Source organism: Oliverpabstia sp., from assembly GCF_022785585.1.
Lineage (GTDB): Bacteria > Bacillota > Clostridia > Lachnospirales > Lachnospiraceae > Oliverpabstia > Oliverpabstia intestinalis.
Window position 1 is genome coordinate 1 of record NZ_JALFPR010000026.1, and the last position, 3,024, is coordinate 3,024.

Below are 3,024 nucleotides of genomic sequence, written 5' to 3' on the forward strand. Positions count from 1 at the left end.
AAGCGTGAAGCCCCCCTTAAGATGAGATATCCCATTCGAAAGAAGTAAACCCCCTTGAAGACGACGAGGTAGATAGGGCAGAGGTGGAAGTGCAGTAATGCATGGAGCTGACTGTTACTAATCGGGTGAGGGCTTGACCAAAAAAGCTGAGTGACGGAGTCACGAAGTGACCCCCGCGGAGTACTGTATATGACAATACTCAATCGGCAACGCAGGAAGTTAATTCTCAAGGAATGTTGACATGTATGTAGTTTTGAAGATATACTAAAACCAGCTAGATGATAGCTGGTTTTTTTGTGCATAAATATAAAAAGAAGGAATAGAAGAATATGAAAACAAGGGAAGAAGCATTAAAATATGGACTATCATTTAAAAATGTATATGAAGAAAAACCTTTTCATGACCAGAACTGGCAGTTAGTAAGAGCCAGAGAAAGTAAAAAGGCTTTTCTCTGGATTTATGAAAAGGATGGATATATTAATCTGAATGTAAAGGTAGATCCACAGTGGCGTGATTTCTGGCGTTCTGCTTATGATTCAGTAATTGCGGGATATCATCAGAACAAAGAACACTGGAATACGCTTATTTTGGATGGAAGTATAGCGGAGAAAGATATAAAAAGAATGATTTCTGAAAGCTATGATCTGGTTACTGACAGTCCGACAAAAAGAATTTATGAAGCGGTCAAAAGAATACCCAAAGGTCATGTTGCGACTTACAGTAAGGTTGCTGAGATGGCTGGTAATCCCAGAATGGCAAGAGCAGTGGGAAATGCTCTCCACAAGAATCCGGATCCGGAACATATTCCATGCTTTCGGGTGGTAAATGCAAAGGGCGAACTCGCGGGAGAATTTGCTTTTGGAGGAGCCGGTGAGCAGGCAAAGCTTTTGGAAGCAGATGGAATAGAAGTAGAGGATGGAAAAGTTAATCTGAAAAAATATGGAATCTGAAAAGAATGATCGAGGTTCCAGTTTTCTGTATCGCGAAACATGTCTCGGGATTTTGGCATTTTCATGCCAAAACACCTCGCGGGATAGTGACGTGTGAACAGTAACGCTGTTACTGTTTTCTGATGTATACGGCGTTTCTTTTGTTGATTATAGGCTTTATGAATGATAAAATCAATTTATGAGTTTTTATTATACGATAAGTAATGCTTATGAAAAAGGAAACTACACAGAAAAAACTATCTGATATCAATAGAGTGGGAGAGTTCAAAAAGATTATGTTAGATTACAGAACGGAAACGTTTATGGCAGTATGCAATGTTATGAATTACAGGGAGGCGGCAGAGCTGTTACATATTACCCAGCCGGCAGTTACCCAGCATATCCAGTTTTTGGAGAAGGAGTATGGCTGCCGTCTTTTTCTTTATGAAAACAGAAAACTGATCAAGACCCCTGCTGCACAGATGCTGGAGGATTATCTGCGATCGGTTCAGCAGCGTGAAAATTTTCTCAGGGAAAAGATAAAAAACAATGGTCTCCGGGAACTGCGTATCGGTGCAACCAAGACCATTGGTGACTATGTGATCACAGACAGGATTCACGATTTTTTAAATCAGCCGGATACAGCACTGACTCTGATCGTGGATAACACAAAGCATCTTTTGCATTTATTGGAACAAAATACTCTGGACTATGCCATCATAGAAGGATTTTTTGACAAAAACAGGTTCGGAAGCCAGCTGTATCGCCGGGAACCTTTTGTGGGAATCTGTCCGAAGGATCATCCCTTTGCAGGCCGTGAAGTATCTGTAGAGGAGATCCTGAAAGAAACTCTGATCCATCGCGAAAAAGGCTCTGGAACGCTGGCTATCCTGGAGGAAAAGCTTCTGGAGCATAATGAATCTTTGGAGCGTTTTCACCGGCATATATGTATTTCCAGCTTTAAGATGATCATCGACCTGATCAAGTCCGGGTATGGAATCTCATTTGTATATGAAATACTTGCCAAAAGCGACCCGGAGCTTGGGATTTTTACACTGAAGGGTGAGCCCATAGTCAGAGAATTTAATGTTATTTATCTGAAGCATGCAGATGTGAGGGAGAAGATGGAATGGTTTTTATGACCAATTGGCTATGCTGTCGGTTTTTTACTAAATTTTTGCAAGAAAAATAAGCTGCCAGCATGATGTTAATCGAATCGAGTAGGGATTTCTATTTTATATGAATATTCTTTTTTGTCGGATAGTAATTATCGTAGGATTGTATTTAGTTGACAGTAATACTATTGATTTCCAGTAAGAAATTGGATATAATAGGTGCAGAAATAAAAAAGAAATTTTCATCTCTGAAAAATAACAGGAGATCAATAAGGAGGAAAATTCACATCATGAAAATCGGAAATGATATTTATTATGTAGGTGTAAATGATCATCAGGTAGATCTGTTTGAAGGACAGTATGTAGTGCCAAACGGTATGTCTTATAACTCATACGTGATCATGGATGAAAAGATCGCAGTTATGGATACTGTAGATGCTAATTTCAAGGATGAATGGCTTACAAATGTAGCAGAGGTTCTTAACGGCACAAAACCGGATTATCTGGTTGTACAGCATATGGAACCGGATCATGCGGCTAATATTGAGAACTTCATGAAGGCATATCCGGACACAATAGTTGTTGCCAACACAAAGACTTTTACCATGATGGAGAATTTCTTCAGAAAACTGAATCTGGACGGAAAGAAACTCGTAGTAGGTAATGGCGAGAGCCTGACACTTGGAAAACATGTTCTGACATTTGTATTTGCACCGATGGTTCACTGGCCGGAAGTTATGGTTACATATGACAGCGCTGACAAAGTTCTGTTTTCCGCTGACGGATTCGGTAAATTCGGAACACTTGACGTGGAGGAAGACTGGGACTGCGAAGCACGTCGTTACTATATCGGAATCGTTGGAAAGTACGGAGCTCAGGTTCAGAAACTCCTGAAAGCAGCAGCAACTCTGGATATCCGGACAATCTGTCCGCTCCATGGACCGATCCTCACAGAGAACCTTGGACATTACATTGAGAAA

At 40.5% G+C, this 3,024-nt stretch carries 3 protein-coding genes and 1 rRNA gene; all 4 read left to right on the forward strand.

Translation table 11 applies throughout. From position 1 onward, the window contains the following. Window positions 1-141, forward strand: a 23S ribosomal RNA gene (locus tag MSA64_RS01205); the annotation flags it as partial. Between the two features lie 188 nt (window positions 142-329). After that, window positions 330-950 carry a methylated-DNA--[protein]-cysteine S-methyltransferase gene (locus MSA64_RS01210; RefSeq protein WP_287890192.1) on the forward strand — a complete coding sequence of 207 codons (621 nt, stop codon included), beginning with the start codon at window positions 330-332 and terminating at the stop codon, window positions 948-950. A 275-nt stretch (window positions 951-1,225) separates the two neighbouring features. Next, window positions 1,226-2,071, forward strand: a complete 846-nt coding sequence (locus tag MSA64_RS01215; RefSeq protein WP_243871149.1) for a LysR family transcriptional regulator — start codon at window positions 1,226-1,228, stop codon at window positions 2,069-2,071. A gap of 263 nt (window positions 2,072-2,334) precedes the next feature. Beyond that, on the forward strand, window positions 2,335-3,024 hold a 690-nt coding region (locus MSA64_RS01220; protein ID WP_287890193.1), incomplete at its 3' end, for an FprA family A-type flavoprotein.

Excerpts from the sequence above, each read along its gene's own strand:
- MSA64_RS01215 (WP_243871149.1), top strand. The coding sequence starts at position 1,226 with ATGTTAGATTACAGAACGGAAACGTTTATGGCAGTATGCAATGTTATG.
- MSA64_RS01210 (WP_287890192.1), top strand. The coding sequence starts at position 330 with ATGAAAACAAGGGAAGAAGCATTAAAATATGGACTATCATTTAAAAAT.